The 14,738-nt window shown below is 65.9% G+C and carries 11 protein-coding genes; 2 read left to right on the top strand and 9 right to left on the bottom strand.

The window, feature by feature from the left end; translation table 11 throughout:
- Positions 1-43 precede the first annotated feature (43 nt).
- On the top strand, positions 44-757 hold the full coding sequence (locus tag K6301_RS04085) for a helix-turn-helix transcriptional regulator (RefSeq protein WP_247219494.1): 714 nt from the start codon (positions 44-46) through the stop codon (positions 755-757).
- 144 nt (positions 758-901) lie between these two features.
- Positions 902-3,259, top strand: a complete 2,358-nt coding sequence (locus tag K6301_RS04080; RefSeq protein WP_247219493.1) for a PAS domain-containing sensor histidine kinase — start codon at positions 902-904, stop codon at positions 3,257-3,259.
- 12 nt (positions 3,260-3,271) lie between these two features.
- On the opposite strand, the gene K6301_RS04075 is transcribed toward K6301_RS04080, so the two are convergent.
- The 9 genes from K6301_RS04075 to K6301_RS04035 form a co-directional block, all read right to left on the bottom strand.
- Positions 3,272-6,223: a bifunctional [glutamine synthetase] adenylyltransferase/[glutamine synthetase]-adenylyl-L-tyrosine phosphorylase gene (locus K6301_RS04075; protein ID WP_247219492.1), complete on the bottom strand. Its 2,952-nt coding sequence runs from the start codon at positions 6,221-6,223 to the stop codon at positions 3,272-3,274.
- Positions 6,224-6,255: 32 nt separating this feature from the next.
- Positions 6,256-7,680 carry an ATP-binding protein gene (locus K6301_RS04070; RefSeq protein ID WP_247219491.1) on the bottom strand — a complete coding sequence of 475 codons (1,425 nt, stop codon included), beginning with the start codon at positions 7,678-7,680 and terminating at the stop codon, positions 6,256-6,258.
- 4 nt (positions 7,681-7,684) lie between these two features.
- Positions 7,685-8,368 (bottom strand): response regulator transcription factor, encoded by a 684-nt coding sequence (locus tag K6301_RS04065; protein WP_134647530.1) that lies wholly within the window; start codon positions 8,366-8,368, stop codon positions 7,685-7,687.
- Between the two features lie 115 nt (positions 8,369-8,483).
- A complete protein-coding gene (locus K6301_RS04060) occupies positions 8,484-10,049 on the bottom strand; it encodes a Do family serine endopeptidase (protein WP_247219490.1) in 1,566 nt (521 codons plus the stop codon).
- Positions 10,050-10,171: 122 nt separating this feature from the next.
- Entirely contained in the window at positions 10,172-10,630 is a 459-nt protein-coding gene (locus tag K6301_RS04055) for a cytochrome c-type biogenesis protein (RefSeq protein ID WP_247219489.1), read from the bottom strand.
- Positions 10,627-12,612 carry a heme lyase CcmF/NrfE family subunit gene (locus tag K6301_RS04050; protein ID WP_247219488.1) on the bottom strand — a complete coding sequence of 662 codons (1,986 nt, stop codon included), beginning with the start codon at positions 12,610-12,612 and terminating at the stop codon, positions 10,627-10,629. Before K6301_RS04050 ends, K6301_RS04055 begins: the two co-directional genes overlap by 4 nt.
- Complete coding sequence (gene ccmE / locus K6301_RS04045) at positions 12,609-13,058, bottom strand: cytochrome c maturation protein CcmE (protein ID WP_247219487.1); 450 nt, start codon at positions 13,056-13,058, stop codon at positions 12,609-12,611. The genes K6301_RS04050 and ccmE overlap by 4 nt, the downstream gene beginning before the upstream one ends.
- Entirely contained in the window at positions 13,055-14,194 is a 1,140-nt protein-coding gene (gene ccmI, locus K6301_RS04040) for a c-type cytochrome biogenesis protein CcmI (RefSeq protein ID WP_247219486.1), read from the bottom strand. The genes ccmE and ccmI overlap by 4 nt, the downstream gene beginning before the upstream one ends.
- 93 nt (positions 14,195-14,287) lie before the next feature.
- Complete coding sequence (locus K6301_RS04035) at positions 14,288-14,722, bottom strand: hypothetical protein (protein WP_247220490.1); 435 nt, start codon at positions 14,720-14,722, stop codon at positions 14,288-14,290.
- Positions 14,723-14,738: the final 16 nt, after the last annotated feature.

Below are 14,738 nucleotides of genomic sequence, written 5' to 3'. Positions count from 1 at the left end.
GATACTAGGCGACACCACTGCCAGAAAATGGCAGTATCGTGCCGTGGCCCGTTCCGAAAGACTGCTTGCCCTTCTCCAGCTTCTCAGGCGCCACCGGCATCCGGTGAGCGGCGCAACGCTCGCGGACGAGCTTGGCGTCAGCATTCGCACGCTCTATCGCGACATCGCCACACTTCAGGCCCAAGGCGCCGACATCGAGGGCGAGCCGGGCGTCGGCTATGTGCTGCGCCCAGGGTTCATGCTGCCGCCGCTGATGTTCTCGCAAAGCGAGCTGGAAGCGCTGATGCTCGGCTTCCGCTGGGTGCAGAAGTTCGCGGACATGCCGATGACCAAGGCGGCATCGGACGCGCTTGCCAAGATCTCCGCCGTGCTGCCGGCGGACCTGCGCGACGAGCTGGAAAACACGGCGCTGCTGGTGGGGCCGCGCCGGGTGGTGGATGCCGAAGTGGTCGATCTCGTGCTGCTGCGCAGCGCCATCCGCCGTGAACGCAAGCTGCGGCTCGCCTATGCGGACGTCGCCGGCACCTTCACGGACAGGATCGTCTGGCCGGTCGCGCTCGGCTATTTCGAGGAGACGCGCATGCTCGTCGCCTGGTGCGAGGCGCGCAACGACTTCCGGCATTTCCGCACCGACCGCATGCGCGAAATCACGCTTCTGGAGAGCCGTTATCCCCGCCGGCGCGCCCAGCTCTTGAAGGAATGGCGCACGCAGGACAGCATGCGATGGCGGCCCGAGGGCGGCCAAAGCGGCACTTAAGTGCCGGACCGGACTGCGAAATCGCACCCGTCAAAAATGGTTAAAAAAGTTTTACCTTTTTCTATGGACAAGCCGAATCACAATTGATTCATTAGGGCAGATTCGGGCGAGCGGCGCGCCGAATCACGAGAGGGTTACAAAGGTTTGAAGACTATGGCGGACGCGCAACGAGGACGCGCAGCCGGCGGGTGGACTCGTCTCAAATTTCCGGGAATGGCGGCCTGGAAATGCGAGGCGACGGGGCCAGCGAAGATTTTCGCGGGGCCAACCGCACGGCGTCTGTCACGGGCGGAGCCCGTGCTGAAGCGGTCGATACCGATCCTGATCATTGCATTCCTGCTTGTCGTGGCGATATCGCGGGTCGTCGGCATTCTGGTCGAACATGACCGGATGGAAACGAGCGTGCGCGACACGACCTCGCTGACGGCGCTGGCCGTCGGCGCCGCCTTCTCCGGCAAGATGGCGCAAAGCCTTGCCGAGGCCGACCGCATGGCGGTGGAGGCGACGCTGTCCGTCAACCTGCCGCAGGATCGCATGCAGCCGGGCGGCATCGTGCTGTTCGTTGCGGAAAACGGCCGCGTCTTCGGCAGCTCGCTGGCGGCGTCGCGCTATGTCGGCCAGTCGCTCGCGCGCTTCTCGCCAGAGCTTGCCGCCATCCAGTATTTCGGCGATCCCGCCACCGTCTTCCGCACGCGCATCGCCGGCGACGACTATTACGCCTCGCTCGTGGAAATGCCGCGCAAGGGCGGCTTCATCGTGGTGGCCAATCCGCTTGGCCAGACCGCGCTCTTCTGGCGCGACGAGATCGCCCTGAACGTGACGCTCTTCACCGGGATCTCCGCGATCCTGCTCGTCATTCTCTATGCCTATTACATCCAGGCGAAGCGCGCGCGCGACGCCGATGCCATCTTTGCGGAATCCAACCTGCGGGTGGAAACGGCGCTGGCACGCGGCCGCTGCGGCCTGTGGGACTTCGACCTGGAGAACCGCCGGCTGTTCTGGTCGAGCTCGATGTACGAGATGCTCGGCATGCCGGCCCGCGACAGCGTATTGTCCTTCGGGGATGCCGCGCGGCTGATGCATCCCGACGACGACGGCATCTACCAGGTGGCGCGCGCGGTTGCCCGCGGCGAGGCCAAGCAGGTGGACCAGGTCTTCCGCATGCGCCATGCCGACGGACACTATGTCTGGATGCGCGCGCGCGCGCAGCTCATCCGCATGTCCTCCGGCCGCATGCACATGATCGGCATCGCCATGGACGTTACGGAACAGCACCGCCTCGCCCAGCGCTACCAGGAAGCCGACGAGCGGCTTGCCGACGCCATCGAATGCACCTCGGAAGCCTTCGTGCTGTGGGACAAGAACGACCGGCTCGTCATGTGCAATGCGCATTACCAGCAGGCCTATGGCCTGCCGGACGAGGTGCTGGTGCCCGGCACGGAGCGCGCCGTGGTGAATGCCGCGGCTGCCCGCCCCGTCATCGAGCGGCGTATCGCCGATTCCGACGGCGCCGGCGTGTCGCAGACCACCGAAGTGCAGCTCGCGGACGAACGCTGGCTGCAGATCAACGAGCGCCGCACGCGCGACGGCGGACGCGTTTCCGTCGGCACCGACATCACCATGATGAAGCGCCACCAGGTGCGTCTGCGCGAATCCGAGCGCCGCCTGATGGCGACCATCGGCGACCTTTCGGCCTCGCGCGCCAAGCTGGAGCGGCAGAAGGCCGAGCTTTCGCTGGCCAACGCCAACTACCAGGCCGAAAAGGAACGCGCCGAGGCGGCGAACCGCGCCAAATCGGAATTCCTTGCCAACATGTCGCATGAGCTGCGCACGCCGCTCAACGCCATCCTCGGCTTCTCGGAAATCCTGCAAAACCAGATGTTCGGCCCGATCGGCTCGGACAAGTACCGCGAATATTCCCGCGATATCCACGAAAGCGGCAAGCACCTGCTCAACGTCATCAGCGACATTCTCGACATGTCGAAGATCGAGGCCGGGCACATGCGCATCAGCTGCGAGGCGGTCGACCTCGCGCCGCTGATCGAGGAGACGCTGCGTCTCACCATGCTGCAAGCCGAAAAGAAGAACATCACGGTCGAGCAGGCCTGCCCGGGCAACCTCGTCACGGTGGCCGACCGCCGCGCGATGAAGCAGATCCTGCTGAACCTCTTGTCAAACGCCATGAAGTTCACCAACGAGGGCGGCAAGGTGGAAGTGCGGGCGCGGCGGGTGAACGGCGCCGTCACGCTGACGATCGCCGACACGGGCATCGGCATTCCGAAATCCGCCCTCCAGAAAATCGGCCAGCCCTTCGAGCAGGTGCAGAGCCAGTATGCCAAGAGCAAGGGCGGTTCGGGGCTGGGCCTCGCCATCTCGCGCTCGCTCGCCCACCTGCACGGCGGCGCCATGCGCATCCGCTCCGACGAGGGCAAGGGCACGATCATCTCCGTGCGCATTCCCGACCGCGAACGGCTCGCCGCACTGCATCTCGCGGCGGCCTGAGGGGCGCGACGGTCAGCTCTTGACCGTCGCCAGGAAGATCTTGCGCACCGCCTTGGAGACACGGCGGATTTCCGCCTCCAGCGTGCGCAGGTCCGGGCTCTCGCCCGCCCGGCAGACGAGGTCGATGAGCCCGGCCGGCGCCTCCTTCGGATCAAAGCCGCCATCCACGCAAAGGCGCACGATCTGCGAGATTTCCGTATAGAGCGACAGCGCGCCCTGCACGGTCTCCAGGTCGTTCGGATCCATCATGGCGTGGCCGAGTTCGGCAAGCGCTTCCCAGGTCGGAAGCGCTTTATCCGGTTGCGTCGCGCCACGCGCCGGCGCGACCAGCGCGAGGAACTGGGCGATGAACTCGATATCGATCAGGCCGCCGGGGATGAGTTTCAGGTCCCAGATGTCCTTCGGCGGCTTTTCCTGATCGATGAGCGTGCGCATCTCCGCCACGTCCTTCGCCGTCTTGACGACGTCGCGCTTGCGGCCCAGCACGCCACGGAAGATTTCTCCCGCCTCGGCCACCAGGCTGTCATCGCCGCAGAGAAGGCGCGCGCGGGTCAGCGCCATGTGCTCCCAGGTCCAAGCCTCCTCGGCCTGGTACTTTGCGAAGGACGTGATGCGGGTGGCGACCGGGCCCTTGTTGCCGGAGGGCCGCAGGCGCATGTCCACCTCGTAGAGCACCCCCTCCGCCGTGGGCGCGGAAAGCGCCGCGATGAGGCGCTGGGTGATGCGGGTGAAGTACTTGATGTTGTCGAGCGGCTTCACGCCATCCGACTCGAAGGCGTCGCCGTCGTGATCATAAAGAAGGATGAGGTCGATATCGGAGCCGGCCGTCAGCTCGAAGCTGCCGAGCTTGCCCATGCCGACGAGCGCCACGCGCCCGCCCGGGAACTTGCCGTGCGCCGCCTCGACCTCGTCGAGCACCGCCTTCAGCGCCGCCGCGACGATGAGGTCCGCGACATGGGTGAAGGCGCGCGCGGCCTGCTTTCCGGTAATGGCGCCCGTCAGCAGGCGGATGCCGATCAGAAAGCGCTGCTCGGCGGCGATGATGCGCAGGCGGTCGAGAATTTCCTCATAGTGGCGCGCACCCGAAACGAAGCCCTCGATGCGATCGGCGAGATAGGCGCGCGTCGGCAACTCCGCCAGAAGGCCGGGATCCAGCATGCCGTCGAAGACATGCGGCTTTGCCGCGATCACTTCGGCAAGGCGCGGCGCGGACGACATGATATTGACGATGAGGGAGAGCAGCGCGGGATTGTTGCCGAGCAACGAGAACAGCTGGATGCCCGCCGGCAGGCCGGAAATGAAGCTGTCGAAGCGCAGCAGCGCGTCGTCGGCCCGCTTGCTCTGGCCGAAGACGCGCAGCAGTTCCGGTGTCAGTTCCGTCAGCCGCTCGCGCGCCTCGACGGACTGCGTGGCGCGGTAGCGGCCGTAATGCCAGGTCCGGATGGTGCGGGAAATGTCGGCTGGACGCTCGAAACCGAGCTTCTTCAGCGTCTCCAGCGTATCGGGATCGTCCTTCTGGCCGGTGAAGACGAGATTGCCGGCCTCCGACGACAGCTTCGCCTCCTGCTCGAACAGGGCGGCATAGCGGCGCTCGACGGTCTTCAGCACGGACACCAGCTTGTCGGAGAAGTGCGCCGTGTCCTCGAAGCCGAGCATGAAGGCAATGCGTTTCAGCTCGGCTTCGGTCTCGGGCAGGGTGTGGGTCTGCTCGTCGCGCACCATTTGCAGGCGGTGTTCGACGTCGCGCAGGAACCAGTAGGCCTCCGTCAGCTCGTCGGCGGTCGCCTCGTCGATCCAGTTGGCCTTGGCGAGTTCGGCGAGCATCGGTTCGGTCGCGCGCAGGCGCAGCGCGGGCACGCGGCCGCCGGCAATGAGCTGCTGCGTCTGCACGAAGAACTCGATCTCGCGGATGCCGCCGCGACCGAGCTTGACGTTGTGCCCCTTCACGGCGATCTCGCCATGGCCCTTGTGGACATGGATCTGCCGCTTGATCGAATGGATGTCGGCAATCGCGGCATAGTCCAGATATTTGCGGAAAACGAAGGGAACGAGACCCTTGAGGAAGTTGCGGCCGGCCTCGATGTCGCCGGCGACCGGCTTGGCCTTGATGAAGGCGGCGCGCTCCCAGTTCTGCCCGCGGCTCTCGTAGTAGAGCATGGCGGAATCGAAGGAGATCGCAAGCGGCGTGGCCCCGGGATCGGGCCGCAGGCGCAGGTCGGTGCGGAAGACGTAACCGTCGGCCGTGCGCTCCTGCATGATGCGGATGAGCCGGCGCACGAGGCGGGAAAACGTCTCCACCGCTTCCGTCGGATCCGTCGCGATGTCGGCCATCGGGTCGAAGAAGACGACGAGGTCGATATCGGAGGAGTAGTTGAGTTCCGCCGCGCCGAGCTTGCCCATGCCGAGCACGATGAGGCCGGATTTCTCGCCGGGATGGGCGGGGTCCGGCAGCTTCACCTTGCCGCTTTCATGGGCCGATAGCAGCAGATGATCGATGGCCGCCGACGTGGTGGCTTCGGCGAGCTCGGTCAGAAGCGCCGTCGTCCGGCGGGCATCGAAGATGCGGGCGAGATCGGCGAGCGCGGTGAGGAAGGCGACCTCGCGCTTGGCGACGCGAAGACGCGTCATCAGCACCGCCTCCGTCACCTCCCCCTCGCCCGGCTGCCAGGCTTTACGGGCGCGGGCAATGGCCGCTTCGATGGCGGGCAGCACCGGCTCCTCCAGCGCGCGTGCCAAGAGGGCGGGATCGATGCGGGCCGTGTCACGCAGATAGGGAGAGAGGGAGAATGCCGCGACGATGAAGTCCTTGAGCGGACCGTCCGTGGCGGCAAGGCTGGCAATCGCGGGGTGGTCGCGGCCCCAGTCCTTGAGATCGGACAGGACCGACTTGGCATCCGCCTGGCTCAGGGGCCGGATGGGAGAGGCCGCAAGATCGGATAGCCGCGTTGCCGTCGTTACGTTCATGATGTCTCCTCGCCTTTTGAGGAGGAGATGTATCAGTCCGGCAGGACGGGGAAAACCATTCTGACCGTCAGGCCACGGTTGTTTTCCCGGTCGGGATGGGTGGCGTCCAGCTCCAGGCGGCCGTGGTGCATTTCCATGACCGCCCCGACGAGCGACAGGCCGAGCCCCGTTCCGGGCTTGGAGCGGCTCGCATCGAGGCGCACGAAGCGCTCGACGACGTCGCCATACTTGTCTTCCGGCACGCCCGGGCCGCTGTCTGCCACGGCAAGCACGACCTCGTTGTCCCGCCTTGCCAGCGAGATGCGGATATCCGGCTCTCCGCCGCTGCCCTCGGCATATTTGATCGCGTTGTCGATGAGATTGCCGAGCGCCTGACCGACAAGCTCGCGATTGCCCTTCACCTCGATACCGTCTGCGATGTCGGTCGTGAATTTCAGGCCGCAATCCTCGGCGACGGGCTCGTAGAGTTCGGCGCTGTCATGCGCGATGCCGCTGATATCCACCGCGCTCATTTCCGCCGGCGCCTGCCCGGCCTCGACGCGGGAGATCATCAGGAGAGCGTTGAAGGTGCGGATGAGCTGGTCGGATTCGCCGATCATCTCCTCCAGTGCCGCGCGGTGGTCGGCCCCGTCCCCGCCGGCAAGCGCCGCTTCCGCCTTGTTGCGCAGCCGCGTCAGCGGCGTTTTGAGGTCGTGGGCGATGTTGTCGGAAACCTGCTTCAGCCCCTCGCCGAGCTTCTCGATGCGGCCGAGCATGGTGTTGAGCGATTCGGAGAGGCGGTCGAATTCGTCGCCGGATCCGCTGGTTGGGAGGCGTTGGGACAGGTCGCCGGCCATGATGCGCTGGCTGGCATCCGACATGCGGTCCATGCGCTTCAGCGCGTTGCGCCCGATGAGGTACCAGATGGCGAGCGCGCCGACGCCCATGACGCCCAGCGCCACCATCAGCGCCTGCCGCACCAGCTTGCGAAAGTTCTCAGGCTCGCCAAGGTCGCGGCCGACAAGGATGCGAAGCCCGTTCGACAGAACATTGACCTGCGCATAGGCCATGGGGCGGTTGGTGCCGCGCGTCTCCTCCTGATAGCGCTGGTAGCGGAAGGGCGTCTCCGTCCAGCCTTCCGTGTCCAGCACGCCCGGCTGGATGGAGGCGACGTTGCCGGCCAGCACCTCGCCGGTGGGGCTTGCGATGATGTAGAGATTGGCGCCCGGCTGGCGTGCGCGCCGCTCGAGCGTGCGCAGGAGGCCGTTCATGCCGTTGTTGTCGAAGATGCGCTCGATCTGCTCGGCCTCCTGCCCTACAGCCTCGCGCATCTGCTGTTGCAGCAGGCCTTCGGACATGGAGGAAACATAGAAGACGAGAACGGCCGCGCAGGCGGCAAACAGCAGAAGATAAACCGCCGAAAGGCGCACGGCGGTCGTGCGGTAGAGGGCGGTCAGCCGGCCAAGCAGTCGTTGCATGGGATCAGACCGCCGCCTCTTCCTTCATCATGTAGCCCGCGCCGCGCACGGTGCGCAGCAACGGCTGGTCGAAATCCTTCTCGATCTTCGAACGCAGCCGCGAGACATGCACATCGATGACGTTGGTCTGCGGATCGAAATGATAATCCCAGACGTTCTCGAGCAGCATGGTGCGCGTGACCACCTGCCCGGCATTCTTCATGAGATATTCGAGCAGACGGAACTCGCGCGGCTGGAGCAGGATCTCCTTGCCGGCGCGCTTGACGGTGTGGGACAGACGGTCGAGTTCAAGATCGCCGACCCGGTAGACCATGTCCTGTTCCGGCGTGCCCTTGCGGCGGCCGAGGACTTCCACGCGGGCGAGAAGCTCGCTGAAGGCGTAGGGCTTCGGCAGGTAGTCGTCGCCGCCGGCGCGCAGGCCGGTCACGCGGTCATCGACCTGCCCGAGGGCGGACAGGATGAGCACGGGCGTGTGGATGTTGCGCTGCCGCAGCTCGGAGATCAGCGAAAGGCCGTCACGCCGCGGCAGCATGCGGTCGATAACCAGCACGTCGTAGCTGTTTTCCGTTGCCAGGAAGAGGCCGCTCTCGCCATCGCTGGCATGATCGAGAACGATGCCGGCCTCGCGAAAGGCCTTCGCGAGATAGGCGGCCGCTTCCAGATCGTCTTCCACAATCAATAACTTCATGGCGGAACCTTACAGCATGTTCGGCGGGCTTTACCAGCAGCACGCGCCGGATACGGCAGCGCCGCGAAATCGTGCGATCCCGCGGCGCCGTCAATGCGATGATTTACGGAGCCGGTCAGCCCTGGTCGATGGGAAGCGCCAGGAAGCGGCTACCGTCCTTGGTCTCGACCTGGAACAGCGCCTTGGAGCGGCCGTCCTTGCGGGCGGCCTCGATCACCTTCATCACCTCGTCCGCGGACTTGACCGTCTGGTTGTTGACGGAGGTGATGCGGTCGCCTTCCTTGAGGCCGCGATCGCTGGCGTCGGAGTCCGGATCGACCGAGGAGACGGTCAGGCCGTCATTGCCGGGGGTGACGGAGATGCCGAGATCGGCGAGCGCCTGTTCACTGGACTCCTCTGCGGGAGCAGCGTCATCCGTGGTCGTGGCCGCCTCGATGGCTTCGCCGGCCAGCGTGCCGATCTCGACCTTGATCGTCTGCGACTTGCCATCGCGCCAGATGGCGACATCAACCGTCTTGCCGGGTGCGATATCGGCGACGCGGCGGGCGAGGTCACGCGGATCCTTGACCGGTTCGCCTTCAAGCGCGGTGATCACGTCACCTTTTTTGATGCCGGCCTTGGCACCGGGCGAGTCGGCCTGCGGCTCGACGACGAGGGCACCGGCTGCATCCGCCAGGCCGAGCGAATCGGCGATATCGCGGCTGACCGGCTGGATCTGCACGCCGAGCCAGCCACGGTCGACCTTGCCGTCCTTCATCAGGTTGGCGACGACGCCCTTGGCGACCGACGCGGGAATCGCAAACGCGATGCCGACATTGCCGCCCGACGGCGAGAAGATGGCGGTGTTGATGCCCACGACCTGGCCGTTGAGGTTGAAGGTCGGGCCACCCGAGTTGCCGCGGTTCACGGCGGCATCCACCTGGAGGTAGTCGTCATAGGGTCCGGAACCGATGTCACGGCCGCGGGCGGAAATGATGCCCGCCGTCACCGTACCGCCGAGGCCAAACGGGTTGCCGACCGCCACGACCCAGTCTCCGACGCGGATCTGGCTGTCGTCGGCGAAGCTGACATAGGTGAACTTGCGCTTGTCCTTCTCATCGACCTTCAGCACGGCGAGGTCGGTGCGGCTGTCCTTGCCGACGAGCGTGGCCTTCAGCTCGGTGCCGTCGTTCATGACGACCGTGAAGGCCGAGCCATCGCTGACGACGTGGTTGTTGGTGACGATATAGCCGTCTTCGGAGATGAAGAAGCCGGAGCCCTGTGCGGTCGGGCGAAGATGCGGCTTGCGGCCCGGGCCACGGCGGTCACCGAAGCGACGGTCCGGTCCGCGGTCGCCGCGGAACTGGTCCTGGCCGCCGAATTCACGGAAGAAGCGCTTCAGCGGGTGATCGTCGGGCAGCTCGTCAAAGCCCCGGCCGCCGAAGTTGAACGAGAAATTGCTCTCGTCATTGGCCGGCTTGGCATCGGATTCGACACGGACGGAAACCACGGCCGGGGAAACGGCCTGAACGACGTCGGCGAAGCTCGCAACCTGCGGCGCCTGGACGGAAACGGCTTCTGCATAGCTTTCGGTAACGCGCGCGGGGATGCCGGTCGCGAGCATGACGGCAGCAAGCCCTGCGACGGTGGTCGTCTGCAACGCGGCCTTGAGGCTCGGACGGAACGCGGAAATCTTGGCCATTCTGTGCACCTTCTCTCTTCTTTCAGAGGCTGCGCCAGGCAGCCGATGAAGAAGAGATAGGCGGTCGCACATTACGGCACACTATCCGCCGCATGAATTTTTCGTAATGTTGGGAAATCCGCTCAGTCGCGGCGCAAGGCGCGATCCAGTTCGGCCTTTTCGGCATCGGACAGCGGCGTTCCCGTGGGTTTGCCGCCGCGTTTGCGCACGAAGAGGACCATGGCCGCCGCACCCGCGAGAAACAGCACGATCGGCGCGCCCCACAAAAGCAGGGTCTCGCCACGCAGGCGCGGATTGAGCAGCACGAATTCGCCGTAGCGCGAGACGACATAATTCATGACGGCCTCGTCGCTGTCACCGTTCGTCAGCCGCTCGCGCACCAGAAGGCGCAGGTCGCGGGCGAGTTCGGCATTCGAATCGTCGATCGACTGGTTCTGGCAGACCATGCAGCGAAGCTGGGCGGACAGTGCCCGGGCGCGGGCTTCCAGCGCCGGATCGGACAGCACCTCGTCGGGATTGACCGCAAAGGCCGGAAACGCGGCGAGCAGGAACGCGGCGGCGAGGAGCAGGCGGCGCATCATTCGGCCGCCTCCAGAGCCGGCTTTACCTTGCGGGCCTTTTGCGGCGCGCCGACGCGCAGGCGCCGGTCGAACAGCGAGACCGCGCCGCCCGCCATCATGATGAGCGTGCCGATCCAGATGCACAGGATCATCGGCTTCCACCACACCCGCACGACGATGCCGCCGTCCGCCATCGCGTCGCCGAGCGAAACATAGAGCTGGCTGAACCAGAACGTACGGATACCCGCCTCCGTCGTGGGCATGCGGCGCGCCGTGTAGAATCGCTTCGACGACCAGATGTCGGTGACGGTCGTGCCGCCGCGGGCCACGGTGAAGTGCCCGGATTCCTCGGAATAGTTCGGCCCCTGCCCACGGCGCATGCCGTCGAAGGTCAGCGTGAAGCCGCCCGCCTCGACCTGCATGCCCGGCTTCATTTCCACGACATGCTCGGTCTCGAAGGCCGTGACGGCCACGATGCCGATGACCGTGACACCGATGCCGATATGCGCGAGCGCCGTGCCGAACGCCGAGCCCGGCAGGCCGACGAAGCGCCGGAACGCGACATTGCCGGCCACTTTGCCGATACCGGCGCGCAGCCACAGATCCGTGACCGCGCCGGCGATCATGTAAAAGCCGATGGCGATGCCGAAATAGGCCAGCACCGGCCCGCCGCTGTGGGCGTACATCACCGCCGCGGCCACCACGAGGCCGATCGCGGCAGCCGCAAACAGCCGCTGTCCCGCCGCAAGGATATCGCCACGCTTCCAGGCCAGCAGCGGCCCGAACGGCACCGCCAGCAGGAGCGGCAGCATCAGCAGGCCGAAGGTCAGGTTGAAGAACGGCGGTCCGACGGAAATCTTCTCGCCGGTCAGCGCCTCCAGCACGAGCGGATAGAGCGTGCCGGTCAGCACCGTCGCGGCGGCCGTGGTGAGGATCAGGTTGTTGAGGACGAGCGAGCCTTCGCGCGAGATCGGCGCGAACAGGCCGCCGGCCTTCAGGGTCGCCGCGCGGAAGGCAAAGAGCGACAACGCGCCGCCGATGAAGAAGACGAGGATCGCCAGGATGAAGACGCCGCGCGTCGGGTCGGTCGCGAATGCGTGCACCGAGGTCAGCACGCCCGAGCGCACGAGGAAGGTGCCGAGCAGCGACATGGAGAAGGTGAGGATGGCGAGCAGCACGGTCCAGATCTTCAGCGCCTCGCGCTTTTCCATGACGAGCGCCGAATGCAGCAACGCGGTGCCGGCGAGCCAGGGAATGAACGAGGCGTTCTCCACCGGATCCCAGAACCACCAGCCGCCCCAGCCCAATTCGTAATAGGCCCAGTAGGAGCCCATGGCGATGCCGGCGGTCAGGAACGACCAGGCGGTGAGCGCCCAGGGGCGCACCCAGCGCGCCCAGGCCGCATCGATGCGGCCGTCGATCAGCGCGGCGATCGCAAACGAGAAACAGACGGAAAAGCCGACATAGCCGAGATAGAGCAGCGGCGGGTGGATGGCGAGGCCGATGTCCTGCAGGACCGGGTTGAGGTCCTGCCCCTCGGCGGGCGCCGGCGACAAGCGGATGAAAGGGTTCGACGTCAGGAGGATGAAGAGTGCAAAGGCCGTCGAGATCAGGCCCTGCACGGCCAGCACATTGGCCCGCAGCCGCTCGGGCAGGTTGGCGCCGAAGCTTGCGACCAGCGCACTGAAGAAGACCAGGATAAGGAGCCAGAGCAGCATCGAGCCCTCATGGTTTCCCCACACACCGGAGATCTTGTAGATCATCGGCTTCAGCGAATGCGAGTTCTCCCAGACATTCGCGACGGAGAAATCCGACACGACATAGGCGAAGGTCAGCACCGAAAAGGAAAACAGCACGAGCAGGAAACCGGCAAAGGCTGCGGCCGGCGCCACGGCCATCAACGCGCGGTCGTTGCGGATCGTGCCGATGAGCGGCAGTACCGCCTGGATGATGACGGTCGCCAGCGCCAGGATGAGAGCATAATGGCCGAGCTCGATGATCATTTGATCGTTTCCTTGCCGGAGAGTTCCACGCCCTGCGCCTTGAGCCTGTCGGCCACATCCTTCGGCATATAGGTCTCGTCATGCTTGGCAAGCACCGTATCGGCGATGAAGAGCCCGTCGGTGCCGAAAGTGCCTTCGGCCACCACGCCCTGCCCTTCGCGGAACAGGTCGGGCAGGATGCCGGTATAGGTCACCGGCACCGTCGCCAGCGTATCCGTCACCGTGAAGGTGACGGTCGATCCTTCGCCCCGCTTGACCGTGCCGTCTTCGACGAGGCCGCCGAGGCGAATGCGCGTGCCGGGCGGGACGCTCGCCTTTGCCAGATCGCCGGGCACATAGAAATAGGCGATGGACTGGCTGAAGGCGAACATCACGAGCAGCACGGCCGCCACGAGAAAGGCGACGCCGCCGCCGATAACCGCCAGACGCTTTTGCTTGCGTGTCATTGTCCGCCTCCCCCGGTCGAGATCGACAGGTCCCGGGCGAGCGCCACGAGCTGCCTGCCGTTTTCGCTGTCCGCCGGGAACGTCTTGAGCGCCGTCTGTAGCGCGGCCTCCGCCTTCGGCCTTTGATCCAGCACAACATAGGAACGGATGATGCGCATCCATCCTTCGAAATTGTCGGGGTCGTCGGCAAGCTTGGCGGCAAGGCTGTCGACCATGCCCGCGATCATCTGCTGGCGGTCGCCGGCCGACATTTCTTCCGCCGCCGCCACGTCGCCCGCCGTCGGATTGCCGAGCGCGCCGCCCGGCGCGGTTTCCGTGCCCTCGGCGAGCGCCGCGATATGCCGGTTGACCAGCGGCAGCCAGGGCGCGTCCGCCGGGGCGTCCTTCGCCATGGCCTCGAAGGCGGCGCGGGCCTCGGCGCGGCGGCCGTCCTGCTCCAGCGCCAGCGCCAGGTAATATTTCGCACGCGGATTGTCGGCCTGCAGCGCCAGCGACTGTTCGAGCCGCGCGCGGGCATCCGCCGTCACGATGCCGTTCGCCTGGGCGATCAGCGTTTCGGCATAGCCGTCGAGCCGCTCCTGGTTGGGGCCGAGCAGCCGGATCGCCTGCGAGAAGGCGTTGGCCGCGTCTTCCATGCGGCCGTTGCGGTAATAGATCGGCGCCAGCAGATCCCAGCCCGCGCCGTCGTCGGGATTGCGCGCGAGATGGCTTTCCGCCCGCGCGATCAGGATATTCACGTCGTTTCCGGGATTGGCGAGACGCTCCGCCAGCGGCTGCGCCGGCAGGTCCGGCCGGCCGTTGGCGATGTAAAGACAGAGACCGCTGAGGGGCAGGATCACGATGACGAAGGCCTGCGCCAGCCGGTTGCGACGCGTCGCGGGTGCCGCCTTCTCCTTCGCTTCGGCCTTGCTCGCCGCAATCAGCCGGCGTGCGACTTCGGCGCGGGCGAGTTCCGCCTCGTTCGCCGCGATCAGCCCGGTGGCCTCGTCGCGCTTCAGCTCCTCGAGCTGGTCGCGATAGACCTCGACATCATGGCTGGCGTCGCCCGCGGCGGCCGCAGGCCGGCGCAGCAGGGGCAGGAGAAGGACGGCGGCGACCGCTGCCGTCAGGATGGCGACGAGAATCCAGAAAAGCATGCCCGTTCCATTACTGGAACATGCAGGCGTTTCCAATTCCCCAGGGAACAATGACGCGAATTTGAGGCGTTTCGCCGCAACGGGCCGTCAGGCTCAGGACAAGGGCGTCCAGGCACCCTCGGGATTGCGGCAGGCGGCACCACGCGTGGAGGTCTCGCGGCCCTCGACGGTCAGCGTGTGGCTGTACTGCCGGCAGTTCTGCGAGCCGACCTGGTAAGGCGCGGCCGCGACCACCGAACCACTGACGCCCTTGCCCTGCCAGACGACGGGCTGGCCGCCGGGAGCGGCTTCAAGGGCACGATATTCGGCCTCGAGCGCACGCTGCATATCGGCTTTCGAGAGCTCTGTTGCCGTGTTGCGGCTGACAAGGCCGCCCTGCAGGGCCGTGATATAGGCGCCAGGACCAGAAAGGCCGCCGGATGACGAGCCGCCGAGGGCGGTCTTTCCACCCGATGTGGTCGTACATCCCGAAACCGTCACTGTCGCCAGAAGGAGGGGGAAAAAGGCGCCGCGCAAACCCGTCTTCATCCGCTGGAACCGTCTC

Source organism: Shinella oryzae, assembly GCF_023038235.1.
In the GTDB taxonomy this organism is placed as follows: domain Bacteria; phylum Pseudomonadota; class Alphaproteobacteria; order Rhizobiales; family Rhizobiaceae; genus Shinella; species Shinella sumterensis.
This window is presented reverse-complemented; position numbering and strand designations above follow the sequence as displayed.

Excerpts from the sequence above, each read along its gene's own strand:
- K6301_RS04065 (WP_134647530.1), bottom strand. The coding sequence starts at position 8,368 with ATGAAGTTATTGATTGTGGAAGACGATCTGGAAGCGGCCGCCTATCTC.
- K6301_RS04050 (WP_247219488.1), bottom strand. The coding sequence starts at position 12,612 with ATGATCATCGAGCTCGGCCATTATGCTCTCATCCTGGCGCTGGCGACC.
- K6301_RS04075 (WP_247219492.1), bottom strand. The coding sequence starts at position 6,223 with ATGAACGTAACGACGGCAACGCGGCTATCCGATCTTGCGGCCTCTCCC.
- ccmE (WP_247219487.1), bottom strand. The coding sequence starts at position 13,058 with ATGACACGCAAGCAAAAGCGTCTGGCGGTTATCGGCGGCGGCGTCGCC.
- K6301_RS04060 (WP_247219490.1), bottom strand. The coding sequence starts at position 10,049 with ATGGCCAAGATTTCCGCGTTCCGTCCGAGCCTCAAGGCCGCGTTGCAG.
- ccmI (WP_247219486.1), bottom strand. The coding sequence starts at position 14,194 with ATGCTTTTCTGGATTCTCGTCGCCATCCTGACGGCAGCGGTCGCCGCC.
- K6301_RS04055 (WP_247219489.1), bottom strand. The coding sequence starts at position 10,630 with ATGATGCGCCGCCTGCTCCTCGCCGCCGCGTTCCTGCTCGCCGCGTTT.
- K6301_RS04070 (WP_247219491.1), bottom strand. The coding sequence starts at position 7,680 with ATGCAACGACTGCTTGGCCGGCTGACCGCCCTCTACCGCACGACCGCC.
- K6301_RS04035 (WP_247220490.1), bottom strand. The coding sequence starts at position 14,722 with ATGAAGACGGGTTTGCGCGGCGCCTTTTTCCCCCTCCTTCTGGCGACA.